The 22,770-nt window shown below is 65.1% G+C and carries 20 protein-coding genes and 1 pseudogene; 10 read left to right on the forward strand and 11 right to left on the reverse strand.

Annotated elements, in window-relative coordinates; all coding sequences use genetic code 11:
* Positions 1-14 precede the first annotated feature (14 nt).
* Positions 15-1,013, forward strand: a complete 999-nt coding sequence (locus AC0L2C_RS23610; protein ID WP_128246995.1) for an ABC transporter substrate-binding protein — start codon at positions 15-17, stop codon at positions 1,011-1,013.
* Between the two features lie 13 nt (positions 1,014-1,026).
* The gene (locus AC0L2C_RS23615) at positions 1,027-1,788 is read left to right on the forward strand and encodes an ABC transporter ATP-binding protein (RefSeq protein WP_128246996.1); all 762 of its coding nucleotides are present in this window, start codon (positions 1,027-1,029) and stop codon (positions 1,786-1,788) included.
* 45 nt (positions 1,789-1,833) lie between these two features.
* On the opposite strand, the gene AC0L2C_RS23620 is transcribed toward AC0L2C_RS23615, so the two are convergent.
* From AC0L2C_RS23620 to AC0L2C_RS23640, 5 genes are all read right to left on the reverse strand, one after another.
* Positions 1,834-3,801 carry an acyltransferase family protein gene (locus AC0L2C_RS23620; RefSeq protein ID WP_473524587.1) on the reverse strand — a complete coding sequence of 656 codons (1,968 nt, stop codon included), beginning with the start codon at positions 3,799-3,801 and terminating at the stop codon, positions 1,834-1,836.
* A gap of 540 nt (positions 3,802-4,341) precedes the next feature.
* Positions 4,342-4,704 carry an SPW repeat protein gene (locus AC0L2C_RS23625; RefSeq protein ID WP_023799062.1) on the reverse strand — a complete coding sequence of 121 codons (363 nt, stop codon included), beginning with the start codon at positions 4,702-4,704 and terminating at the stop codon, positions 4,342-4,344.
* Between the two features lie 140 nt (positions 4,705-4,844).
* Entirely contained in the window at positions 4,845-5,066 is a 222-nt protein-coding gene (locus tag AC0L2C_RS23630) for an alkylphosphonate utilization protein (RefSeq protein ID WP_023799061.1), read from the reverse strand.
* A 372-nt stretch (positions 5,067-5,438) separates the two neighbouring features.
* Positions 5,439-5,666 (reverse strand): hypothetical protein, encoded by a 228-nt coding sequence (locus AC0L2C_RS23635; protein ID WP_027154287.1) that lies wholly within the window; start codon positions 5,664-5,666, stop codon positions 5,439-5,441.
* 249 nt (positions 5,667-5,915) lie between these two features.
* Positions 5,916-6,179, reverse strand: a complete 264-nt coding sequence (locus tag AC0L2C_RS23640; RefSeq protein WP_023799059.1) for a hypothetical protein — start codon at positions 6,177-6,179, stop codon at positions 5,916-5,918.
* A gap of 289 nt (positions 6,180-6,468) precedes the next feature.
* Between AC0L2C_RS23640 and AC0L2C_RS23645 the strand changes: the two genes are divergently transcribed.
* Both AC0L2C_RS23645 and AC0L2C_RS23650 read left to right on the forward strand, forming a co-directional pair.
* The gene (locus AC0L2C_RS23645; RefSeq protein ID WP_023799058.1) at positions 6,469-7,398 is read left to right on the forward strand and encodes a hypothetical protein; all 930 of its coding nucleotides are present in this window, start codon (positions 6,469-6,471) and stop codon (positions 7,396-7,398) included.
* A gap of 139 nt (positions 7,399-7,537) precedes the next feature.
* Entirely contained in the window at positions 7,538-9,607 is a 2,070-nt protein-coding gene (locus tag AC0L2C_RS23650) for an AI-2E family transporter (RefSeq protein WP_473524588.1), read from the forward strand.
* A gap of 161 nt (positions 9,608-9,768) precedes the next feature.
* Here AC0L2C_RS23650 and AC0L2C_RS23655 read toward each other — a convergent pair whose 3' ends face one another.
* The 6 genes and pseudogenes from AC0L2C_RS23655 to AC0L2C_RS23680 all read right to left on the reverse strand — a co-directional run bounded on the left by AC0L2C_RS23655 (position 9,769) and on the right by AC0L2C_RS23680 (position 15,977).
* Positions 9,769-10,698 (reverse strand): phosphatidate cytidylyltransferase, encoded by a 930-nt coding sequence (locus tag AC0L2C_RS23655; RefSeq protein ID WP_128170716.1) that lies wholly within the window; start codon positions 10,696-10,698, stop codon positions 9,769-9,771.
* A 162-nt stretch (positions 10,699-10,860) separates the two neighbouring features.
* Positions 10,861-11,520: pseudogene (locus AC0L2C_RS23660) on the reverse strand (lysophospholipid acyltransferase family protein); the annotation flags it as partial.
* A gap of 8 nt (positions 11,521-11,528) precedes the next feature.
* A complete protein-coding gene (locus AC0L2C_RS23665; protein ID WP_287230031.1) occupies positions 11,529-11,957 on the reverse strand; it encodes a hypothetical protein in 429 nt (142 codons plus the stop codon).
* 265 nt (positions 11,958-12,222) lie between these two features.
* Positions 12,223-13,560, reverse strand: a complete 1,338-nt coding sequence (locus AC0L2C_RS23670; RefSeq protein ID WP_473524589.1) for a phosphatase PAP2/dual specificity phosphatase family protein — start codon at positions 13,558-13,560, stop codon at positions 12,223-12,225.
* A gap of 2 nt (positions 13,561-13,562) precedes the next feature.
* The gene (locus tag AC0L2C_RS23675; protein WP_287240722.1) at positions 13,563-15,344 is read right to left on the reverse strand and encodes a bifunctional alpha/beta hydrolase/class I SAM-dependent methyltransferase; all 1,782 of its coding nucleotides are present in this window, start codon (positions 15,342-15,344) and stop codon (positions 13,563-13,565) included.
* A 30-nt stretch (positions 15,345-15,374) separates the two neighbouring features.
* The gene (locus AC0L2C_RS23680) at positions 15,375-15,977 is read right to left on the reverse strand and encodes a CDP-alcohol phosphatidyltransferase family protein (protein ID WP_473524590.1); all 603 of its coding nucleotides are present in this window, start codon (positions 15,975-15,977) and stop codon (positions 15,375-15,377) included.
* 243 nt (positions 15,978-16,220) lie between these two features.
* Between AC0L2C_RS23680 and AC0L2C_RS23685 the strand changes: the two genes are divergently transcribed.
* Genes AC0L2C_RS23685 through AC0L2C_RS23710 form a run of 6 tightly spaced genes read left to right on the forward strand, consistent with a single transcriptional unit; the run spans position 16,221 to position 22,686 of the window.
* A complete protein-coding gene (locus AC0L2C_RS23685; RefSeq protein WP_128247003.1) occupies positions 16,221-17,210 on the forward strand; it encodes a TIM barrel protein in 990 nt (329 codons plus the stop codon).
* Positions 17,211-17,244: 34 nt separating this feature from the next.
* On the forward strand, positions 17,245-18,303 hold the full coding sequence (locus AC0L2C_RS23690; protein ID WP_128247004.1) for a sugar ABC transporter substrate-binding protein: 1,059 nt from the start codon (positions 17,245-17,247) through the stop codon (positions 18,301-18,303).
* A gap of 56 nt (positions 18,304-18,359) precedes the next feature.
* A complete protein-coding gene (locus AC0L2C_RS23695; protein WP_128170724.1) occupies positions 18,360-19,913 on the forward strand; it encodes a sugar ABC transporter ATP-binding protein in 1,554 nt (517 codons plus the stop codon).
* A complete protein-coding gene (locus tag AC0L2C_RS23700; RefSeq protein WP_128170725.1) occupies positions 19,910-20,887 on the forward strand; it encodes an ABC transporter permease in 978 nt (325 codons plus the stop codon). The genes AC0L2C_RS23695 and AC0L2C_RS23700 overlap by 4 nt, the downstream gene beginning before the upstream one ends.
* On the forward strand, positions 20,884-21,762 hold the full coding sequence (locus AC0L2C_RS23705; RefSeq protein WP_091598869.1) for a MurR/RpiR family transcriptional regulator: 879 nt from the start codon (positions 20,884-20,886) through the stop codon (positions 21,760-21,762). The genes AC0L2C_RS23700 and AC0L2C_RS23705 overlap by 4 nt, the downstream gene beginning before the upstream one ends.
* Before the next feature lie 33 nt (positions 21,763-21,795).
* Positions 21,796-22,686, forward strand: a complete 891-nt coding sequence (locus AC0L2C_RS23710; RefSeq protein WP_473524591.1) for a ribokinase — start codon at positions 21,796-21,798, stop codon at positions 22,684-22,686.
* Positions 22,687-22,770 lie beyond the last annotated feature (84 nt).

A 22,770-nucleotide genomic window follows, 5' to 3' on the forward strand; every position in this document is an offset into this window, starting at 1 on the left:
CGAAAGTCCGAACCATGCCAATCACTCGCCGTTCCCTGCTTGCAGGCGCTCCCTTTGCCGCCGGCATCATCGCCTCCGGCCTGCCTCGCTTTGCCGTTGCGCAAGCCGCGCCGGTCACGTTGCGCTACCTCGCCAGCCGTGGCAGCATCTCGCCGCATGAGCTGGCGGACGCGCTCGGCTATTTCAAGGACGTCGGCGTCAAGCTTGAGAATGTCGGGTACTCCAGCGGCGGCCCGGAATCGCTGTTCGCGCTCGCCTCCGGCAGCGTCGATCTCGGCTCGGCCGCAACCGCTGCGGTGATCAATTCGATCTCCGGCGGCAACGACTTCGTCGCTGCCTATCCAAGCAACGGCATCAACGGCCAAGTGCGCAGCATCTTCTACGTGCTGGAAGACAGCCCGATCAAATCGATTGCCGACATCGCCGGCAACACCATTGCGGTCAACACGCTCGGCGCCCATCTCGACTATACCGTCCGCGAGGCGCTGCACGGCGTCGGCCTGCCGCCTGATGCCGCCAACCTCGTCGTCGTGCCCGGGCCGCAGCTTGAACAGACCTTGCGGTCACGCCAGGTCGATATCGCGGCACTGGGCTACTGGCAGGCGACGTTTGCCGGCGCGCTGGTCGACAAGGGCGGTGTGCGCGGCGTGTTCAACGACACCGACGTGCTGGGCGAACTGGCCGGCGGCTTCATTGTCCTGCGGCGCGACTTCATCGCGGCGCATCCGGATGGCGCCCGCAATTTCGTCGAACAGTCGGCCCGCGCCGCCGACTGGTCGCGCCAGAACCCGAACGAGGCGCGCAAGGTGCTTGCGGAGATCCTCGATAAACGCGGCGAAAATGGCGAGCTGGCGCGCTACTGGACCGGCTTCGGGCTGCGCGAAGGGGCGAAGGCCGACGACCGCGACATAGACTTCTGGATCGGCGTGCTCGAGCGCGACGGCCGGCTGCCCAAGGGCAGGCTGAAAGCCGCGGATATTCTTTACGGGCGCGGCGAAACGAAAACCAATTGATCGGGAGACGGCCATGGCCAGCACAAGCGGCGGCGAGGTCACGATACGCGACCTCTCCAAATCCTTCACCCTCGGCGGGCGCCTGCTTGCCGTGCTGAGGGCGCTCAACCTCGACATCCGCTCCGGCGAATGTCTCGTCATCGTCGGCGTCAGCGGATCGGGCAAGACCACGCTGCTGCGCATCCTTGCCGGTCTTGAGGCCGCCGACAGCGGCGGTGTCGCGATCGACGGCAGGCCGGTCCATGGCGTCGGCGCCGAGCGCGCGGTCATCTTCCAGGAACCGCGCCTGCTGCCCTGGCTGACGGTGCTCGGCAACGTCGCCTTTGGCCTCGAAGTGCGGGGCGTGCCCAAGGCGGAGGCCGAGGACAAGGCCCGCTTCTATACCGCGCTCGTCGGCCTGGCCGAATTCAGCGATGCCTATCCCAGGCAGCTTTCGGGCGGCATGGCACAGCGCGTCGGCATTGCCCGGGCCTTGACCGTGCAACCTGAAATCCTGCTGCTCGACGAGCCGCTAGGCGCGCTCGACGCCATGACCAAGATCGGCATGCAGGAGGAACTGGCACGCATCTGGAGCGAGGAGAACGTCACCATGGTCATGGTCACCCATGATCTGGAAGAAGCGATCTATCTTGCCGACAGGGTGCTGATCCTGCCCAGGGAGAAGGGCGGCACAGCACGCCTGGTCGAGGTTGAACTGCCGCGCCCCCGCGATCGCAGCGAGAGCCGGTTCGTGCGCTACCGCGAAGAACTGCTGCGCGAGTTTGGCTTGCACTGAGACTGGGGGCACCGAGACGCTGGTGAAAGGCGCGTCTTGCGCGCCTTACTTCCCGGCCGCCCCGGTCGAGAACAGCGCGCGCTCGACCGTCGGCTCCAGTGTTTGCGCAAAGGGCGTCGCCATGTGGTGGCGGTCGCGATAGGCCAGCTTGCCATCGATGAAGACATGGCAGGTCTTGGCGTCGCAGAACCGGTCGGTCATGTCGATGTAGGTCGCATTGGGGACGGCGCGCACGATGTCACGCTCCACCGCGGCCATGGCGTCGTTGGCGGCGTCGGTTCGCGGCGCGTCACATACCGATGGCGTCTGTCCACGCCACAGCGCGCGGGCCACGCAGGTGTCGACAAACAGGGTGTTGAACGGCACATCGCGGATGAAGGCGACTTTCAGCCCGGCCTGGCTGAACGCCTCCAGCGTTGCGCGCAGGCCGCCCTGCCAGTCCTGATCGAGGCTTTCGGATTGCCGGGCGTCGGGCGACAGTTTGCGCGAACTGGTCAGCGAGATTTCCGAGATCACCACCAAGCTCGGGCGCAGGGCGATGATCTCCTTGATCGATTGCTCGCGCCATTGATCGCACTCGGTGTAGTCACGCTTCAGCTTCGAGCTCCAGACCGTCAGCCGCGATGCCCGGCAGGCGGCTTTGAGCCAGGTGACGACCTTGTAGTCGTTCTTCTTCGCCGCCTCGATCAGCGGCGTCGACCAGTGATCGGCATGCGAATCGCCGAACAGCGCCATCGAGCGCTCGGCATTCTTGGCGCCGAACTCGCAGGCCCTCGGCGTCACTGTCTCGTAGTCGACAACGCAGCCTACCTTGGCGCGCGCGGTAGAGGGCTGCGCGGCGGTTTCGGCAACGATGCGTTGCGAGGGGTCGAGGCCGTCCACGGCAAGGCGCGCATTGGCGTAAGTCGCCACGACGCCGGCGCCGGTCAGCATTGCGGCGGGGACTAGCGCGCGCGCCGCGTTCGCCATCAGCCAGCCATTGCGACGGATCGGGTTTTCGATGAAATTATAGGTGAAGAGCGACAGCGCCAGCGTCAATGCGGCGCAGGCAAGCCGCCCCGGCCAGGCCAGGTCGGGCACCATCATCGTCGCATAGACGATGACCGGCCAGTGCCAGAGGTAAAGTGAGTAGGAAAGTTTCCCCACCCATTGCAGGGGCGGCAGCGCCAGCATGGCGCTCGGCCCTCTTTGGACATTGCCGGAGCCGCTGAGCAGCAGGAGCACGGTGCCGGCCACCGGCACCACCGCCGCAAAGCCGGGGAAGGGGGTGTCCTGCTCGCTGAAGGTCAGATAGGCACCGGCGATCAGCGCCAGGCCAAGCCATGCCAGTGCTGCGCCCAGTTGTGGGCGCTCTCGCCAGAATTTTACCGGTGCCATCGTCGCCAGGCCGCCGGCGGCGAATTCCCAGGCCCTGAGCGGCGAGAAATAGAAGGCCCAGGGCTGCGCCACGGTGGTGAGCCAGGCGCAGACGGCGAACGACACCGCGCCGGTGAGGCCGATCACCAGGATCGCCGTGCGCTTGCCCGGGCGCAGCCATGCCGCCAGCAGAAGCAGCCCCGGCCATACGAAATAGAACTGCTCCTCGACCGAGAGCGACCAGAAGTGGATGAAGGGGTTGTTCGCCGCATCGGGGGCGAAATAGTCGAACGACCAGCGTATCAGCCAGAAATTAATCGCATAGGCCGAGGCGAACATGGCGCCTTTCGAATAGAGCGACTGTTCGTCCGGCGATAGGATGAAGTAGCCGGCGACCAGCGTGGCGAAGATGACGAACAGCGAGGCCGGCAGCAGGCGCCGGGCGCGCCTTGCATAGAACCGCCACAGGTCCAGCCTGCCGTCCTCGGCGATTTCCCGCAGCAGCTGGCCGGTGATCAGGTAGCCGGAGATGACGAAGAAGATGTCGACGCCGGTGAAGCCGCCAGGCAGGTCCGACAGACCAAAATGGAACGCGACGACGCCGGACACCGCCAACGCACGCAGCCCTTCGATATCAGGCCGAAACGATGCTGACACGGCAAAACCTCGCGAAATCGTTGAAAAGCCACCCGTGCGAAGACTCGACGCAATGCATTGATATTGCAATGCAACAAATCTAACGCAGTGCAACATAAGTGGAAGTTTGCCGGGTGCAGTGCGGCATGCTCGTCGGTGCGTCCTCAGCGAACGCCGCGCCAGCGCTGCCATCCGCATCCGCGGCGGCGGACTTTGGGCGGCGGGATTTTGGAGCACAAAAAGACAATTTGGCCGGGATACGGCGGGCGGGAGGCGTGCGAATTTGACTGGCGTCCGCTCTATCTGTTCGTTTTAGCCGCATTTCTGCAACGCCAGATTCCTCCTGGCTGCAAAAACACTCTAGCGGGCCCGATCTCAGGCTTTAGAAGGAGCCCGCCGCTCGCGCGCCGCGCTCCTCCCTTAAAGCGCCTCGCGTTCGAAAGGAAATCGACGCGCTTTAAGTCTTTGTTTCTGTGCCTGTCGTTACCCCCAAAACCGCTGCGCACCCTCGGGTCAGGCCCGAGGGCATGCTTTTGGGCGACAAGCATCAGTCGTCACCGATCACGCATGCGCTGGCGGATGATGACGGGAGTCCCAGACTGCCCAGGCCGATGCCGCAACCACCAGCACGCCGAGGACAACGTGGGTCGCCATTGCGTTGGCGTTTGCCACGAAGCCGAGCAGCCAGGGCGACGCGATCAGCCAGAGCCCGACGACAAGGTTCACCCACTCTTCCCATTCGGCGAATACTGAAAGCGCCGCGAGCGCCAAGGCGCCGAGCACGACCGCGGCAATCCAGGCGTTCCAGGCAGCAGCGGTTTCAGCAGCGAAGCCGATAACCCAGGGTGAGATGAACAGGCATGCCGCAAGGATCAGGTTGATCCAATCCTGGGCCTTCTTTCCTTCCATCAGATCGTTTGCCATGACAACCTCCACAGATGAAGCTTGACCAAAGCACTACGTCGCGTGCAACGCACGCTTAGTCATTGATATATCGCAGTTTCGCGCGCTTTCAAGGAGTGGCGCCGGGGGCGGCCGGTTACGCACCTGAGTGCCGGGCGCGATCACGCCTTTTTCAGGAACTCGGTCTTCAGCACCAGGCCCTTGACCTGCTTGGTGCTGCACTCGATCTCGCCGGGATTGGCGGTGAGGCGGATGTTCTTCACCAGCGTGCCGCGCTTGATCGTCTCCGACGTGCCCTTGACCTTCAAATCCTTGATCAGGGTGACGGAATCGCCCTCGTTCAACTGGGCGCCGTTGCTGTCTCTTGCGATCGCGTCTGTCATATCAGGGTCTTTCATCGAAGGGGATAGCGCACTATCCGGCGGATGGGGGCAAGGTCAAGCGTGGTGGCAACTTTGCCATCGCTGGCGCGTGAAGCGGGCAGGGCACCCTTGTTGCTCATGTCAGGAGGCCGTATCGCCCGTCGAAGTCGGCGATGCCTCGTGGTTGAAGCCGATTTCACCGGAAGGTGGAGGATCACAGCCTGGGGAGCCGCCGGCTAAGCCTGTCGATCAAGTGGCCTGTCGAACAAGTGACTTGTCGAACAGGTGACCTGTCGAACAGGTGACCTGTCGAAATGCGGACCCGTCGATCGCGGACACCGCAAGCGGCGTACGGCCGGTTAAAGATTGAGCCCCACAACGGATGGAGGGACTCTAGAAATTGAAATAGATCGCCGGCGGATACAGACTGGATCCATTGTTGTCGGCTGGCGCCGCCGTCGCATCAGACGACGTGATCCCGCTGGTGGACTTGTTGTCGAGCGGCGGCCGGTTTTTCTCGGCTGAGGACGCTTTGGCATCGGTGGCAACGGCTTTCGTCTTGGCCTCCACGGCTTGCGAAAGTGCGAGCACGGTGAGAAGTGCAGACAGGGCAAGTTTCATGACGAGGTCCCTCCATGGTTAACGTAAGGTTAACCGCGGCCGCCGGCCCGAACACGGCCGCTGTGTGGAAGGACGTGGAATTCTCCGGAATTTCTGGAATATTAGCTTGTGGAAAAGTACAATGTGAGCAGTTGCCGGCACGTGTAGGCTTGCAGCCGCATCAGGCCGAAGCTTGGAGCGGCCGCGACAGAACCCAGACATCCAGTTGCGCTTGGCCGCTCAATGTCGCGGCCAACGCTGGTGTTAAGATCAATCCCTGAAGCCGTTCGAGTCGAGCAGGGCGACCTGCTTGCCGTCGATGAAAAAGCGAATCACGTGCGCGCCGCCGTCGACTTCGATGCGCGTCGGATCGATGACCGGCGCCGCAGGAGCCGCCTTGCCATATGTCGCTGCCGCGCGCGAGCCGGCAGCGGCACGCGACGGTCCATCCGGCCCGAAGGTCAGCAGCAGCAGTGCAGCGGATCCAGCCGCAACCGCGGTGAAAGGGATTTTGGGGGAGGCAATCCAGGACATCGAATTATTCCTTCCTTGTTGAGGCGGCATCTACGCTGGTTTGTGCCGGTGCCGAGAGCTCGGCTTCGCCGTCGTTCAAATGACTGAGGAAGGGTCTTGGTATTCAGGCCTAAATAGCGTGAGTTTCATAACTTGCCCCTGCCCTGCGCGACCTTAGCGCCGCCCGGCGGGGCGAAAAGCGCAGGCGCGTGGAGGGGCGTGGAATTCTCCGGAATTTCTGGAATATTAGCTTGTGGAAAAGTATAGCCGGCGCGTGCTATCCTCGCGGCGGCATAAAGGGGCGGGTAGGATGGCACAGCATATCGCGCAGAAATTGCGGCTGACCGCGGCCGTGCTGGGGACCGTCACCCGCAAGGACCTTGCGGCGGCGTTCCGGGGCGTCAACCCGAAGACGGCGTTCGACCTCGGCCGCGCCGATAAATGGCTGCAGGGGCGCTCCCAGCCACGCGAGCTCAGCGTCTACGACGACTGGACGAAGCTGCTCAAGCTGGAGCAGCCCGGCGCCTGGATCGCCGAGAGCGACCTGCCAGGTTTTACCGCGGCGATCTGTGCCCGCCACGGCATCGACAGGGCCGAACTGGAGCGCCGCGCCAATGCGCATTTCGAAACCGCTGCCGGGCATGAGGAGCGGAGCCCTGGATTGGCCCTTGCCGGAACCTACGCCTGTTATTCGAGCGCCTTGTCGCCCTACTATCGCGGCCAGCTGATCAGGGGCAGCTTGTCGATTGAGGTCGGGCCGGGGGCGAACGGCCTGACCGCCGCCTATCGCGAGGCCTTGCCGACCGGGCAGCTGCTGCTCGGTGGGCAGATGACGTCGGCAAAACGCGGGCTTTATGCGCATCTGAAGGAAGCCAGCGGCGAAGCGCAATTCTTCTTGTGCCTGTTTCCGCACTCGCGGCCGGGAAGCGTGCTTGGCGGCTATTTGTGCGGCACCACCATCATCGGCCCGGAGCCGCAGCCGTCGCTGACCCGAATCCTGATGGTCCGCTTGCGCAATCCGGCGCCCCAGGCATGGGGCGGATATCTGCCGCCCGACGGATCGATCGCCGCCGATCTGGCATCGCTTGGCCTGTCCGTCGAGCAGACGGAAGCGGTTGACCGGCAGCTGGCGCAATTCCTCGTCGGAGACAGCGACGGCGGCGCCAGCCAGATCCCGCCGGCCGAATTCCGCGCCATCGTCGACGTGTTCGACCGTCATTGGCTGAGCCATTCCGCCTGACACCGGGCCGTCTGACCCCGGGCTGAGCGAGAGACGAAGACCGCTTGTCGCTCGCGCGGGTCTCGCTGGCACGAAGGTGGGGACGTTGCATGCCGGCTCAATATGCCCGATCATGGTCATGGCAGGGTGGAGGCATCAAGTGGCGGCCAATCGGCGAAACGGCATGCATCCGTCGGAGCCCGGGCTGGTGGGCGTTGTTTCGGCTGCCATGGCCCTGCCGCGCATGTCGCTGCCCACCGTCGCGACCGTCGTGGCGGCGGTTGCGGCCCTGTATTTCGGGCGCGAGGTTTTCCTGCCGATCGCAATCGCGCTGCTGCTGACCTTTGCGCTTGCACCCTTGGTGTCGGCACTCAAACGGGTCGGCATTCCCCGTCTTCCTGCGGTCATCGCCAGTGTGCTGGGCGCATTCACCGTCCTTGCGCTGTTCTCCTTCATTGTCGCCACGCAGGTCAGCGAACTGGCGCAGAACATCCCGCTTTACCAGTCAAATATCCTGACCAAAGTCCGATCCCTGAAGGAGACCGGCGTCGGCGGCGGCGTCATCGCCAGGCTGAGCGAGGCGATCGAACGCGTTGGCCAGGAACTCGACAGGCAGGAAACCTCACCGCCCGCTGCGGATCAGCCACGGCGCGATCCGGTGCCTGTCGAGATCATCGCACGCGAAAGGCCGCTGCAGGTTCTGCAGAACCTGATCGGCCCGCTGATCAGCCCGCTGGCGTCGGCAGGCCTGATCGTCGTCGTCGTCATATTCATGCTGCTCGAGCGCGAGGACCTGCGCGACCGTTTCATACGCCTCGTCGGCTATGGTGATCTTCATCGAACTACCGAGGCGCTCCAGGATGCCGGCAAGCGGGTCGGCCGGTATCTTCTCATGCAGTTGGTCGTGAATATCGTCTATGCCATACCGGTTACAGCAGGGCTTTGGATTCTGGGGATACCCAATGCGCTGCTGTGGGGCTTGCTGGCGCTGGCGCTGCGCTTTGTTCCCTATATCGGCCCGATCATTGGTGCGCTGCTGCCGCTGTTCCTGGCGCTTGCCGTGGCGCCTGGCTGGTCGCTCGTGCTGTGGACCGCCGGTCTGTTCGTGGTCATGGAAATGATCACCGGCAATGTCGTCGAACCGTGGCTCTACGGTTCACGAACGGGGCTTTCGCCATTGGCCATCATCGTTGCGGCGATCTTCTGGACCTGGCTCTGGGGCCCGCTGGGCCTGGTCCTGTCGACGCCGCTCACGGTCTGCCTCGTCGTGCTCGGCAGGCACGTGCCGCAATTCGAATTCCTCGACGTCCTGTTCGGCAACGAACCGGTGCTCGAACCCCACGCCCGGCTCTACCAACGGCTGCTGGCCGGCGATCCAGAGGAAGCCACGGATCACGCCGAGGAGATGCTGGAGGAAAAATATCTGTTCGAATTCTATGACAAGGTCGCCATTGCCGCACTGCTGCTCGGCGAGCAGGATCGGGTGCGCGGCGTCATGGGCGATGAGCAAAGACGGCGGGTGGCGGCCAGCGCCCAGATGCTGGTGGCGAACCTCGACGACAGCGCACGGGAGGAAGCGGAGGAGGACGATGATCCGGCCACAGCCGAACCTGCGCCGGCGGACAAGGACAAGGACAAGGACAGGGACAAGGACAGGGACAGGGACAGGGATAGGGATAGGGACAGGGACAGGGACAGGGACAGGGACAAGCAGGCTCAAGCGGAGGGCGAGGACGACACTGAGCTGCCGGATGGCACTGACATGTCGGTGCTGTGTGCCGGCGGCCGCGGCGAACTCGACGATGCCGCCGCCGCCATGCTGGCGCAGGTGCTCGAAGTCCAGGGGGCGACGGTCTCGAAGGCGAGCTTTGCCGATATGGATCCGACTGGCATTCGCCGGCTCGAGCTCGACGCTGTCGACACCGTTGTGGTCGGATTCCTGAACCGCGACTCGGTCAAGCACGCCCGTTTTCTTGTTCGTCGGCTGAAACGTGCCAGGTCGGCGCTGCGGGTAGGGATCGTGTTCTGGTCGAAGGACGGCGACGACAAAAAGACAGAAGTCGAATGGACCAATGACATCAACGCCGATTTTGTGGCGTTTGGCATGGTCGAAGCCGTTCTGGGCGCATTGTCGAGCGATCCGCCGGTTGCGCTGAAGGTCGCTGCCAAGCGCCGCATGCGCCGCCGGCCGCGCCCGGCCAGGAAGGCGCCGCTTGCGGCTGCAAAGTAAGAGACTGTTTGGAAACTCTACTCCGGCGGCCATCTGATGGCGTTTTCTGTGCTTCCGGTGCTCACGGACCCAAATGTCCGCTGCGCTCCGGTTCTCGAAACCACCACCATATGACTCGCCGGAGCGACTTTCGAAACAGCCTCTGAGGTCGTAGCTCGCCCTCACGTCCAGAAATAGCGCACCGTGTGAAAGAAAACCGGGGCGGCGAAGACCAGGCTGTCGGCGCGGTCCATCATGCCGCCATGGCCCTCGATCAGATGGCCCCAGTCCTTCACCCCCTGGTCGCGCTTGATGGCGGAGGCGACCAGCCCGCCGAGGAAGCCCATCAGGCAGGCGATGAAGGCGACACCCGCCGCCTGCAGCGGCGAAAACGGCGTCAGGAACGACAGCAGCGCGCCAAGCAGGCTCGACGTCGCCAGCCCGCCGACCAGCCCTTCCCAGGTCTTCGACGGCGAAACCTTGGGCGACATCAGGTGCCTGCCGAACAGCTTGCCAAAGATGTATTGCAGCACGTCGCTGCCTTGCACGGTGATGATCAGGAAAGCGACCAGCAACAAGTTGCGGCCGTCGAAGCCGGGCACGTCGAGCGTCAGCAGCGCCGGCACGTGGCTGACGCAGTAGACCGAGATCATGACCGCCCATTGCTGCGCCGAGACGCGCTCGAGAAAGCGCTCGGTGTCGCCGTGCAGCGCGGTGATCGCCGGCATCAGCAGGAAGCAGTAGACCGGGATGAAGATGGTGAAGAGGCCGTACCAGGCGGTCCACACCAGCCAGTACTGGAACGGGATGATGAGGCCGAACATGCCGAGCAGCACCCAATGGTCGCTGCGGCGGCTGTGCGTCAGCGTCACGAATTCGCGCAAGGCGGCAAACGAGATCAGCGCGAACAGGATGGTCATGCCGGCGCGGCCGAAGAAGAAGGCGACGGTGATCGCCACCACCATCACCCACCAGGCGTTGATGCGCTGGTTGAGATTGACCAGCGTCGACGACAGCGGCTTCGGCGCGCGCCACGACAGGATGCCGGCGACCAGGCTTGCCGTGGTCAGCACCGCAGTGAGGCCGACAACTATGATAAGGGTCTCGTGCATTGGCATGTTGTGCTAGTCGTCTCTTGGAGCATCGTGGCTGTGAGGATCGTGCCGGATATCGGATCCGGCACGATCTCTAGCTCTTTCGGCTCTACGCTCTTTGGGCTCCACGCTGTTTTGGCCGCATGATGTTTTCCGGAAAACCGGATTCCACTTTTCCGCATCATGCGTTGGCGGGCGGGGGTTCAGCGCCAGCAGCGTTTGGCGGGCGCGGTCGAGAAAGGCGCGGCGTTCCTCGCCGGGCGCAATGGCGATCGGCGCGCCGAAGACCACCCGGCAGAGCAGCGGCACCGGCACGAACTGGCCCTTGGGCAGCACCCGCGACATGTTCTCGATCCAGCACGGGATGAGTTCGACGTCGGGCCGCGCCATCGACAGATTGTAAAGGCCGGAGCGGAACGGCAGCAGCGGCTGGTCGGTCATGTTGCGCGTGCCCTCGGGGAAGATGATCAGCGAATGGCCCTCATCGAGCACCGACAGCATGACCGAGATCGGGTTCTGCGCCTCATCGGTCCACTGCCGGTGGATCAGCACGGAGGACAGCATGTCCTGCGCGATGAACCGGCGCAGCCGCGATTTTCCCCAATAGTCGGCGGCAGCGACCGCATGGGTGCGGGCGCGCTGCTTCTCGCTGAGGCAGGCCGACAGCAGGATGAAATCGCCGTGGCTGGCATGATTGGCGAAGTAGATGCGCTGCCGGTCCGACGGCTGGCTGCCGTTCCAGATCGGCCGGACGCCGGTCACCGCCCAGGCCAGCGCCGACAGGCCGACCGAGGTCACGGTCTGCAGCAGGGTGAAGGTCCTTGTGCCGAGCTTGCTCATCGTCGGGCTCAGAACGACAAGGCGACGAGGGACGCCGCCACGAACAGGCCGAGTGCGATGCGCTGCTTCATCAGCAGGCGTTGCGTGCCCGCGATGCGCCGGTCGAGCGAGCGGATGCCGGCAGCGGCCGGTTTGACGCGCATGCGCGCCAGCACGTCGTCGACCGAGGCACCACCGGCGGCCTCGCTGATGTGGCTGGCCATCAGCCGGAACAGCAACGCGTCGAAGGCAAGCAGGGCCGAGACGGCGAGAGTGACCACGCCGCTCGCTGCCGCGACCAGCCACGCCGCTGCCGCCAGCGTGGTCGCCTGCGGCTGCGCTGCCACGGCAATGACCGGCGCGGCCGCCAACGCGGCCAGCACAAAAAACAGCGGCCACACCGCCTGCGTCATCAGCCCGGCGGCGAACGCTTCGGCTTGGTCTCGATGGGCACTCATGCCGGAATAATCGCTTCAGGTTTGGTGCCGCCCTTTTCCAAGCGCCTGCGCCGCCCCTCATCGCCCTGCCGGGCACTTCTCCCCGTATAGTGACGGGGAGAAGAGGCTGGCCGCGGTGTCGGCGCCATTTCTAAAACGCTGGTGATTGGCGAAACCGCTGATGACGGCGCCCCTCTCCCCGTCACTATACGGGGAGAGGATGCCGGCAGGCAGGTGAGGGGCAGCGCCGACTTTGGCAAGTGGCTTCGTCTATTGCTCGAACTGTTCATGCCGGCTCGTCCATCGCGATCCGAAGATGCACCGGCCGGCCCGATGCTGCGAGCTTGGTTCGCGCTTGCGCCAGCGTGTCGGCGCGGCCGGTGGCAACCAGCCAGGCGGCGACGGCGCCGGCGCTGCGCTGGAAGCCGAGCGCGCAGCAGACAAGCACCGTGCCGTAGCTGCGCGCGTCCTCGATCGCCGCCACCGCTTGCGCCTGCGCCTCGGGCGAGGGCGGCAAAAGATCGACCATGGCGACAGCCGTCCAGCGGCAGGCGACGCCGCGCGGCCGCTCCAACTCGCCGGCAAGGTCGATCACCGTGCCGAATGCGCCAGCCTCGGCGACGGTGGGAAAGCGGCCGAGGAAGACACCGTCGGCAATGGCGACATGCGGCGGCAGCTTGCGCGTCCATATCCATGCATTGATCGTGGCGCCAAGCCGGTGGGGCAGCAGCAAGACACGGCTGGCCAGCGAGACGCTGCCGTCGGCCGTTTTCTGGAACACTTTGGCGCCGGCTCCGGCATAGGCGAAGGCAACGATGGCCAGCGCCAGCGCCGGCCACAACAGGATGAGCCACAGCGCCAAAACGAAGGCGCCGGCAGCGGCGCCGGCAAGCGCCAGCGCTGCAACCAGCGCGTAGAACAGCGCCAGCCGCCGCGCGCCGGCATCAGCGGTCAGTCGGAAGCCGGCGAACGGCAATTCGCCGTGGCGCGGAAACAGCCACAGGGCGAAGAAGCCGAGCAAAGCGCCGGTCGGGATATCGATGACATGGTGCTGCCACGTCGTCAGCACCGAGGCGCCGATCAGCAAACACCAGGCATGCCAGACGACGCCGGCCATGCCTTTCAGCCGATAGCGCCAATGATCCCAGATGATGACCAGCAGCGCGATGTGCAGCGACGGCGCCTGGTTGAACGGCTTGTCGAAGCCGCCGAGGACCGCGAACATGAAGCCTGGCAGGCCCGATGTCTGCGGCCGCACGAAGGTCGCCGTCAGCGGGAACAGGATGAAACAGGCGACGGCGACGATCTGCGCCGTCAGATAGCGGCCGGCAAGCCGATCGACGCCGCGCTTGGTATCGTTGAGCAGCAGCGACAGGCCGTAGAACAGATTGATCGACCAGTAGGGCACGATCGTCCAGGCGATGAACGGGATGTTGTGCTCCCAGGCGAAGACGATGCTGCCGACATCGTCGCGCTGCGACGCCAGCCAGTTGGCGAAGCCGTAGCTCGCGTAGAAGAACGGCGCCAGAAAGACCAGCCACAGCGCCGCCCGCAGCGCGATTCCAGCGTACGGCTCGCGCGCAGGGGCATAAGGGGCGGCAGGGCCAAGGACAGGCAAGACCATGCTCAGACGCGCCGCGCGACCGATACGGTGAAGATCCCCCACTGGTCGATGCGCTGGTCGAGCTTCTCGAAGCCGGCCGCCGCCACCAGCTGGTCCATCTCGCCTTGCGTGCGCCGGCGCATCACCCAGGCCTGGCCGCCGCGATGCGAGGTCAGGCTGCGGGCGATCATTTCGAGCTGCGGATGCCAGGGCTGGTTGGTGTAGACAAGCAGGCTGCCGGGCTGCATCGCCCTGGCCAGCCCGCCGAGCGAGCGGATGATCATGGCGTTGTCGGCAAACAATTCGTAAAGCCCGGAGACGATGGCCAGGTCCGGCGCCGGATCGAGCCCGGCAAGCATCTCGGCGTCGAAGGCGTCGGCCTGGTGGAACGAGACATCGGTCGGCAGGGGCCGCTCGGCGATCAGCTTGCAGCCGAGCGAAACGTTGAGCTCGGAAAAATCCTGCAACCGAACGCTGGCCGGCGGCTCGGTGCATTTGGCGACGGCGTCGAGCACGTAGCGGCCGTGGCCGGCAGCGATATCGACGATATGGACCGTGCGGCCGGCGGCCTTCAGCGTGCGAGTGGCGCTGCCGATCAGCTCTTCGAGATGCAGCTTGCGCTGGCGGATGCCGCGCCAGCCGATGGCGTCGAGAAAGGTGCGGTCGATCATGCGGCCGAGCGGACCGGCGCCCCGCGCCTGGTTCTCATAGACGTAGTCGAGGGTCGAGCCGGAATCGAAGCCGGTGGCGATCCCGGTCTTCATGCCTGACGACAGCCAGGCGCCCGCGCGGATCGAGGCGCGGCTCATTGCCCAATAGAGGCCTTTCGGTGACAGCAAAGCGAGCGGCGAGGCCAGCCGGTCGGCCTCGTCGCGTGTGTAGCCGGCGCGGTCGGCCGCGGTCAGGTCGACCGGCTTCTGTGGCGTCGAGAACTGTCTTTCGAGGAACGGCTTGATCAGGTCGAGTGCCTTGCGGCGGTCGCGTTCGCCCAGCGTGTCGTGGAAGAAGCCCGGCAGCACATGCCGCTGCTTGGCCGGGCTGGCGAGATTGACGAAGAATTCGTGCTGCGGTCCATGCCGCACAACCCAGTCGCTGCCGGAGATCAGCAATTGCGTCGGCACGGTGATGGCGCGGGCATCCGAGACGATGCGGGCGGCGTGGTCGTAGAGCTCGACCAGGATGTTGGAAGCGATCGGCCGCGTGATCAGCGGGTCGGCCTCGAAGGAGGCGATGCGCTCGGGATCCTGCGTCAGGAACTTGGCCTTGACGTAGGAATTGACGAAGAAGCGGCCCTTGATCTTCTGCCACAGCGCAATGCCTTGCCTGGCGAAAGGCACGTAGAGCTTGACCGAGAAGGCCGGCGAGGCCAGTACCAAGGCGCGAATCTGCGGTGCATAATCATGCACCCAGGCGGCCGCGAGCACCGCGCCGAAAGATTGCGCGATCAGCGCGATGTCGCGCTGGGAAAAACCGTCTCTGCCGATCTCGCGCACCAAACAATCGATGTCGCGCACAAGTGCGGCAAAAGACGGCGCATAGCCGCGCTCGCCGGCCGAGCGGCCATTGCCGCGCGCGTCCCAGGCGTAGAAGGCATGGCCGGGCATATCGAGTTCGTCGACCAGATGCGCCATGCGGCCGCCATGCTCGTGGCCGCGGTGGAACAGCACAACCGCGCCCCTGGCGGGTTGCCCGACCGCCGGCCAGTAGCGGTAGAAGATCTCGGTGCCGTCATGGCTGCGGAAGCTGCGCTCCTGCGCCACCCGCTGCTCAATTGCGGAAGCAGCAATCGTCGGTTCGTGAAGCATTTTTTTCCCCAGGCGGATGCGACCGGAATTTCAGTCGCCGCTCCCGTTAAGGCCGCTGCGTATCCGGTTGATGGCGGTCACCAGCGAGAGTGTAGCCATCGCCGGAAACACAAACGGCATGATGGCTTCCACCCACAGGCCGCAGGCGATGAGAAAGGCGACGATGCCGAGCGCCAGCGCCCGATCGCTCTTGCCGAACGGCCCGGCATAATTGCGCCCGGTGCCTGCCGCGATGCCGAGCACGCCGGCGAACTCCACAAGCATTGCTGTGACGGCAAAGGCGACGACCCCCCAGGCAGGGAAGAGAGCGGCAAAGGCCAGGATCAGCGCCAGGTCGGAGACGGCGTCGCAGAGTTCGTTGAGATACATGCCGAGTGTTGAGGCCTGGCCATGTTCGCGCGCAAGCATGCCGTCGATGGCGTTGAGCGCCATGCGCGCAAACAGCACCACCGGCATAAGCAGCAAGACCGCGCGATGGCCGGCAAGGGCTGCGACCACAACGCCGGTGGCAACCGACAGGGCGGCAGCCAGCAGCGTGATCTGGTTGGCGGTGACGCCGGCCGCGGCCAGCCGGTCGGCGAGCGGCCGCAGCCTGGCCTGGAAGGCCGGTTTCAGCGCATAAAGCGTCGGCATGTGCGAACCCCCCGGCCGCGGTGCAACTGCGGCGAGAATGATCAATTGGCGCGCAAGACGCAAGGGCGGCCAGCGGTTGTACAGGGTTGCGATCAGCAGCGCCCGCCCGGAACCTTACCATGCGCAGGCCCTACGGTTTGGCGGCGCCGCCACATCTTCAAGGTCGAATTCCCTAGAGCTCTCAAATGAGGACTTTACAAATTCTCGTATACATGTGAAGTTATGTTCACCAAAGGGTCATCCATGACAGCCAATCGTTTCGCCACACGCCTCAATTCCTTTGCCTCGCGGCCGCAGGCCGAATGGCCGGATCTTGTCGGCAAGCCGTCCATGCTGCAGATGGCGGCGCGTGCGGCGAAGGTTGCGGGGCTGACCGACCTCGACCTCAACTTTCCCGATCATGTCGATGAAAAACCTGCGGAAATGGCACAAAACCTCGGCGATCTTGGGCTTTCCATCAATGGTTTTGCCATGCGCTACTACTCCAATCCCGCCTTCAAGCTCGGCGCCTTCACCAATCCGGATCCGGCAGTTCGCCGCGAAGCCATCGACCTGACCAAGGCCGGCATCGACGCCGTGCGTGAGGCGGGCGCCAATCTGATGACGCTGTGGCTCGGCCAGGATGGCTTCGACTATGCCTTCCAGGCCGATTACGCGACGCTGTGGCAACACGAAATAGATGGTATTCGTGAAGTGGCGGCGCATGATCCCGACTGCGAGATCAGCCTGGAATACAAGCCCAACGAGCCGCGTTCCTACAGCCTGATGCCCGACGCGGCGACGACATTGCTGGCGATCCGCGAGATCGGCCTGCCCAATCTCGGCGTGACGCTCGATTTCGCCCATGTGCTCTATGCCGACGAGCAGCCGGCCTTTGCCGCAGCACTGGTGGCGCGCCACAGCAAGCTCCTGGGCGTGCATCTCAACGACGGCTATGCCAAGCGCGACGACGGCCTGATGGTCGGCGCAGTGCACACGCTGCAGACGATCGAGCTGCTCCGCCAGATCCGCCGCGACGGCTACGCCGGCGCCATCTACTTCGACACCTTCCCCGACATGACCGGCCTCGATCCGGTCCACGAATGCGAAGTCAACATCGCCACCGTCAAGCGCATGCTGCGCGTCGTCGACCGTCTGGAGAAGGACAATCGCCTGTCCACCGCCATCGACCGCCAGGACGCGGTCGCGTCGCAAGCCATCATCCAGGAAGCCATGCTCGGGCCGGAGAACTGAGGCCGGCGCCGTTTTCAACAAGGGAGGAAAGACCATGAAATTTCTGCTTGCCACCGCCACCGCTGCGCTGATGGCGCTGTCCATCGGCTCGGCCTTTTCCGCGGAACTCGCGCCGCTCAATTCCGATACCGAGAAGGACCGCATCGACTGGTCGCAGCTCGAGGCCAAGTTCGGCGCGTTGCCCAAGCTGCCCGACGGCACCAGGGCGGGCGCCGTCTCCAAGACGCTGACCAACGAATACTGGCGCTCGCTGGGTGAGGGCTACAAGTCGTTCGGCGATCGCGTCGGCGTGCCGGTCGTCTACCAGGCGGCGCAGAGCGAGGGCGACCAGCTCGGCCAGCTGACAATCGCCGAAGGCCTGGTCACGCAGGGCTACAACGTGCTGCTCGTCTCGCCGCAGACCGACTCCAACCTGCAGCCGATCATGGAACAGGCCAGGGCCGCCAACGTGCCGGTGGTCAACGTCAACGACGCGGTCATCCCGCAGGCCGAGCACTATGTCGGCAATGTCCAGCGCGACAATGGGGTGCGCGTCGCCAAATGGTTCATCAAGAACCGGCCGGATGGCGGCAAGATCGCCATCGTCGAAGGCCAGGCCGGCGTCTATGCCGCCGTCCAGCGCACCGATGGCTTCAAGACCACGATCACCGAAGCCGGCAAGTTCGAGGTCGTCGCCAGCGTGCCCGGCAACTGGGACCGCCAGACCTCCTTCGACGCGGCCAGCAACATCCTGCAGCAGCACCCCGACCTGATCGGCTTCTATGCCAACAATGACGGCATGGCGCTGGGCATCGTCGAGGCGGTCAAGGCCGCCGGCCTGCAGGACAAGGTCGCCGTCTTCGGCACCGACGGCATCTCCGACGCCTATGCCTCGATCCGCGCCGGCGAACTGACCGGCACTGTCGACAGCTTCCCGGTGCTGACCGGCGAGGTGGCGCTGGAATCGGCGCTGCGGCTGGTGGCCGGGCAGAAGCTGCCGCGCGTCGTCGCCACGCCGCAGGCGCTTATCACCAAGGACAATGCCGACCGCTATTCCGGCGCCGGCGACGCCGTGCGCAAGGCGCTGCTCGAGGACGCGGCAGCGGGCAATTAAGGGCAGGACTGCGGGTGCCGGCCGGGCTGGCGCCCTTTGCCTGGAGAATAGAACCAATGTCTGTCCCGCGGCTGCAATTCGAGGGCGTTTCCAAGGTGTTTCCGGCGGTGCGAGCGCTGAGCGATGTGTCCTTTTCCGTCGGCGCCGGCGAAATCCATGGCCTGCTCGGTGAGAACGGCGCCGGCAAATCGACGCTGCTGCGCATCCTGTCGGGGGTCTACAGGCCGACCGCCGGAAGCGTGCTGATCGACGGCAGACCGGTGGCGCTGAACAATCCGGTCGCGGCGCGCGCCGCGGGCGTCGCCATGATCCATCAGGAATTGCAGCAGGTGCCGCATCTCAGCGTCGCCCAGAACATGTTCCTCGGCCATCCGCTGACGCGCGGCGGCATCTTCGTCGCCCGCCGCGAGCAGGAACGCCGCGCCGCGGAAGCCCTTGCCGCCCTCGATCCGACCATCGATCCGGCAGTCCCGCTCGGCAGCCTGAAGGTTGCGCAGCGGCAGATCGTCGAGATCGCCCGGGCGCTGCTCGATCGGGCGCGCGTCGTGGCGATGGACGAGCCGACATCGAGCCTGACGCCGAGCGAGTTCGAGCGGCTGGCCGAAGTCATTGCCGGGCTGGCGCGCGACGGTGTCGCGGTCGTCTATGTCTCGCACAAGCTGGACGAGGTGTTCGGCATCTGCCAGCGCGCCACAATCATGCGCGACGGCGTCGTGGTCGGATCCGTCGATCTGGCGCAAATGTCGGAAAAAGCCGTCGTTTCGATGATGGTCGGCCGCGAGCTCGCCCAGGAACAGCACCGCTCCCACACCTCGAGCGAGGTCAGGCTGAGCGTGCGTGGCCTCGCCTCGGCGACAAAAGTCCGTAACGTCTCGTTCGACCTGCACCGCGGCGAGGTGCTGGGCATTGCCGGCCTGGTCGGCTCGGGCCGTACCGAACTGCTGCGGCTGGTGGCCGGCGCCGACCGCGCCTCGTCGGGCAGGGTCGAGATCGACGGCAAGGCGATAAAACTTTCCGGTCCGCGCGAAGCCATCGCCGCCGGCATCGGCCTGGTGCCGGAGGAGCGCAAGCGCGAAGGCATCGTGCCGCTGCGGTCGATCTCCAGCAATATGGCGTTGGCCTCGATGGGCGTGTTCGCACCGTGCGGCGTCATCGATCACGCCAGGCTGAAACGGGTCGCGGCCGAGAAGATGAAGCGGGTCAATTTGCGCCCGTTCCTGCTCGACCGGCCGATCCGGCTGTTCAGCGGCGGCAACCAGCAGAAGGCGATCATCGGCCGCTGGTTGGCGGCGGGAACGCGCATCCTTTTGTTCGATGAGCCGACGCGCGGCATCGACGTCGGCGCCAAGGCGGAGATCTACCATTTGATCGAGGAGCTCGCCGCCGAAGGGCATTCGGTCGTCGTCGTGTCGTCCGAGCTTCCCGAGGTGATCCGGCTCGCCGACCGCGTGCTGGTCATGCGCGACGGCACGGTCGCCGCCGAACTCGACCGGGCCGATCTCAGCGAACAGGCGATCGCGGCGCACGCCATACCCCAATCGGAGACGCAAGGCCGGCAAGGCGCAAGGCCATCGGGCCGGCAAGGCATAACGGACAGGACCAGCGTATGACTGATGTAACCGAACACACAGCAGCGCGCCCACGGGCTGAATTCCTGCACCGGTTTTCGCTGCGCGATGCCGGCACGCTGATCGGCCTGGTGGTGATCCTCGCCGTCTTCGGCGCGCTGGTCCCGGGCTTCTTTGCCGAGCGCAACTTGATCAACATCCTGCAGCAGTCGAGCATCAACGCCTGCCTGGCGTTGGGCATGACGCTGGTGATCATCTCGGGCGGCATCGATCTGTCGGTCGGGCCGACGGCAGCCCTTTCGGCCGTCATCTCGGCCTCGATGCTGATTGCCGGCGTGCCGTTTCCGCTGGCCATCGCCGCCGGCTTCGCTATCGGCCTCGTCTGCGGCCTGCTCAATGGCGTGCTGGTCGCCTATGTCGGGCTGCAGCCTTTCATCGTCACACTGGGAACGCTCAGCACCTACCGGGCGCTGGCGCTGATCTATACCGGCGGCAATCCGGTGCTCGGCCTGCCTGCCGGCTTCCGCGCCATTTTCAACGGCTCGCTGTTCGGGCTGCCATTGGCGGTCATCATCGTGGCCGTGGTCGCGCTGATCGCCTGGATCATCCTCAAGAAGACGCCTTTCGGCGAATATCTGCTCGCCGTCGGCGGCAATGAGGAGGCAGCCTACATAGCCGGCGTGCCGATCGCTCGCACCAAGATCGCCGCCTACATGATCTCGGGCCTGCTGGCGGCCCTTGCCGCGCAGATCCTGATCGGACGGCTGGGTGCCGCCGAACCCATTCTCGGCAATCTCTGGGAGCTCGATGCCATTGCCGCGGCGGCCATCGGCGGCGCCTCGCTGATGGGCGGCAAGGGCAGCGTCGTCGGCACCATCCTGGGCGCCGTCATCCTCGGCACCATGCGCAACGGCCTGACGCTGATGAATGTCCAGTCCTTCTATCAGCTCTTGGCAACTGGCCTTATAATCCTCGCCGCGATGCTCATCGATCGCGTGACGAGGGGACGTGGATGACCTTGACCAGCCTGGATCTGAAAGCAGTAGGACCGCGGATCCGCATGATGATGCCGCATTTGACGCCGCTCGAGGCGAAGGTGGTGGAAACCGTGTTCGGACGGCGCGGCTTCGACGAGACCATTCCGCTCAAGCAGATCGCCGAAGAAGCCGGCGTGTCGGAGGCGATGGTGGTGAAGATCGCCAAGAAACTGGGCTTTTCCGGCTATCGCGACTTCCGCACCGCGGTTTACGAATACAGCCGCCTGCCGACCGCCGAAATGCACCAGGAACTGTCGGTCGACGACAGTTCGGCCGAGATCGTCCAAAAAGTGTTCCGCACCTCGATCCAGGCGCTGGAGGAGACGCTGGCGATCCTCGACATGGACGATTTCGACCGCGCCGCCGATCTTTTGTACCGCGCCAGGAACCGCGATTTCTATGGCGTCGGCGGTTCGGCGCAGATCGCGCGCGACGTCTCGCACAAATTCCTGCGCATCGGCATCCGCGCATCCGTCTACGACGATTCGCACATGATGCTGATGTCGGCCTCGCTGCTCGGCGCTGACGACATCGCCGTCGGCTTCTCGCATTCCGGCAACACCAGCGCCGTGATCGATGCCATCCATCTCGCCCGCAAGAGCGGTGCGCGGACGCTGGCGATCACCAATTACGACAACTCGCCGCTGGCCGCCGTCGCCGACATCGTGCTGTGCTCGACCGCGCAGGGCTCGCCATTGATGGGCGAGAACGCGGCGGCGCGCATCGCCCAGCTCAACATTCTCGACGCGCTGTTCGTCGCGGTGGCACAGCGCGACTACCAGGCGGCGGAGCGCAATCTCGGCCGCACGATGTCGGCGGTGACCTCGAAACGCCGGGACAAGGGCGGTTCATGAAAGATTGGGGCGGCTCATGAAAGATTGGGGCACATGACGGCTCCGCTGGTCACCGTGTTCGGCAGCCTGCATTACGACATCATGGTCGAAGCGCCTGACCGCCCGCGCAAGGGCGAAACCGTAACCGGCCATGCCTGGCAGCCGAAATGCGGCGGCAAGGGCGGCAACCAGGCGGTCTCGGCGGCGCGGGCCGGCGTGCGCTCGGCAATGATCGGCGCCGTCGGCGATGACGATTTCGGCCGCGCGCTTGTCAGCAATCTCGCGCGCCGCGGCGTCGACAGCCGCTTCGTGCGGGTCGCACCTGGCGCCGGCTCGGGCATGAGCGTGGCGATCTTCGACGCCGGCGGCGATTATGGCGCGGTGATCGTCTCGGGCAGCAATCTCACCTTGGGCGAGAAGGACATCGTGGCCGCGACCGAGATGGTTGCGCAAACGGCGGTGCTGCTGCTGCAGAACGAGGTGCCGGAAGCCGCCAACATTGCGGCAGCGCGGGCGGTGAAGGCGCATGGCGGCCGCGTCGTGCTCAACGCCGCCCCCGCGCGAAAACTGTCCGGCGAATTGATCGCACTCACCGATCTCGTCATCGTCAACGCCATCGAGGCGGAATTTTTGGCCGGCGTTGCGGTCGTCGATACGCTCGAGGGTGCTGCCGAGGCGGCACGCATGCTGATCGATTTCTACCCGGCGGCGATCGTCACGGCCGGCGGGGAGGGCGTTGCCTATTGCGGCCGCGACGGCCAGGCGTTCGCGCGGGCCGCCCTTCCGGTGAAGGTGGTCAGCACCCATGGCGCCGGCGACGAGTTCGTCGGCGCGTTCGCGGCAGGCCTTGCCCGCGGGCATCGGGTCGAGGCCGCACTTGCTGCCGCCAACGCCGCCGCGGCCTTGCTGGTCGCCACGCCGGAACGGCAGCGCGAGGCGATCTGAGACGGGTGGCTGCCTCCGCCCGCGATCGTGACACGAAGCGGATGGCGAGGACTTTTCACAGGCCGATAAAGCCGACAATTGATA

It is taken from the genome of Mesorhizobium sp. WSM4845 (assembly GCF_055811455.1).